This window comes from Neisseria sp. N95_16, assembly GCF_002551535.2.
Lineage (GTDB): Bacteria > Pseudomonadota > Gammaproteobacteria > Burkholderiales > Neisseriaceae > Neisseria > Neisseria brasiliensis.
Genome location: NZ_PDBT02000141.1, coordinates 1 through 1661, shown reverse-complemented (window position 1 = coordinate 1661; position 1661 = coordinate 1). Strand labels below are relative to the sequence as shown.

Below are 1661 nucleotides of genomic sequence, written 5' to 3'. Positions count from 1 at the left end.
ACGGAGTTTAGGTTTAACCACCGGCATGAAGATTTAGGTAAAATATTAATGAAGATGCTTCGAAATAACCCAATTTAATATTTTTGCTTCCTAAGCCCCTAATGATTAATTCATAACCACCGGTATCACCAATCAATACATCGTTACCTGTACCGCCCTTGATAGTATTCGAACCATTATTACCAATCACTGATTTATCAGCATCTTGGCCATTGATGGTAATGGTCAAGGTTGCAGTCGACTTGTCACCATCTGCATCGGTTACAGTGTAAGTGAAGGTTTCTTGCAGCGTATCACCTGTATTCAAGGCTTTAACTGCTGGGCTATTAGGATTCAAGGTGTAAGTGTATTCACCATTGTCACCCATAGTCAGCAAGCCGTATTGGCCTACGTTGTGATCTACAGCAACAGATACAGGCGTATCGGCACCCAAGCTGTCGTTATCCAACACGTTACCGCTTACAGCGCCACCTTTTTCATCGATGCTGTTGACATCATCCACAGCAACTGGGGCAGTATCGGTAATTTGGATATCCAAGCTGTCCATCGCTGTATTGCCTGCGGCATCACGTACCACAACCAAGAAGCTATCTTTCACAGAATCGTCACCTGCGCTGTGGTCTTCCGCTTTACCGTTTTCGGTGTAGCGATAAGACACTTCACCTTTAACGGCATCGTAACCTGTGATGGCCAAAGTACCCAGTTTGGTCGCGATTACAACAGGGTTGCTTTCGCTGGCGTTCATCACGTCTTTACCGCCGACAGTAATGCTGGCAACAGATTGATCCGTTACTTTAATTACACCGGTCACAACCGCTGCAGAAGCTTCTTCAATAGCATTGTCTTCAGCCTCAACAACCGGAGCAGTTGCATCAATCACACCGTTGTCGTCACGGGCTTCGGCTTCGTTACCGGCTTTGTCGGTCACTTTGGCATCAACGGTGTAGTTACCGTCCGGCAATTCGTTCGGTACTTCAACTTCGTACGTGCCGTCTGCTTTCACAGTCGTGGTCACCACTTGGGTCTCGCCGTTCGCGTCGGTAATGGTCAATGTCACCACTTGGCCTTCTTCTACGTCGGTAGTGGTACCGGTAATCAAAGGTGTGTTGTCATTGCTCAAATCCGGTGCTTCTACGGTAATCGCTGCAGTCGTGTCTACTGAACCGGTGTCGGTCGCGGTCGCTTTGTTACCTGCTTCATCGGTCACTTCAGCCACTACTTCGTAGTCGCCGTCGGCCAATTCTGCCGGTACGTCTGCTTCGTACGTGCCGTCTGCTTTCACAGTGGTGGTCACCACTTGGGTTTCACCAGCCGCGTCGGTCACAGTCAGGGTCACCACTGAACCTTCCGGTGCGTCAGTTGTACCGGTAATGGTTGGGGTGTTGTCGTTGCTGTTGTCCGGTGCATCTACGGTAATCGCCGGTGCAGTCGTGTCGACGGTGCCTTCGTCGTCAGCCTTACCTTTGTTGCCGGCAGGATCTTCTACTTCGGCAGTCACTTTAACTGGACCTTCTGGCAATTCTTCCGGTACTTCTACCTCGAAGGTGYCGTCGTCTTTAACGGTGGTGGTCACCACTTGGGTGTCGCCGTTCGCGTCGGTCACCGTCACTGTCACTACAGTGCCTTCCGGTTCATCGGTGGTACCGGTGATGGTCGGAGTC

At 50.3% G+C, this 1661-nt stretch carries 2 pseudogenes; one reads left to right on the top strand and one right to left on the bottom strand.

Annotation, left to right across the window (positions count from 1 at the left end):
• A pseudogene (locus tag CRG49_RS13665) lies at positions 1 to 78 on the top strand (IS1595 family transposase); the annotation flags it as partial.
• Between the two features lie 157 nt (positions 79 to 235).
• On the opposite strand, the pseudogene CRG49_RS12845 reads toward CRG49_RS13665, so the two are convergent.
• Positions 236 to 1603, bottom strand: a pseudogene (locus CRG49_RS12845) (Ig-like domain-containing protein); the annotation flags it as partial.
• Positions 1604 to 1661: the final 58 nt, after the last annotated feature.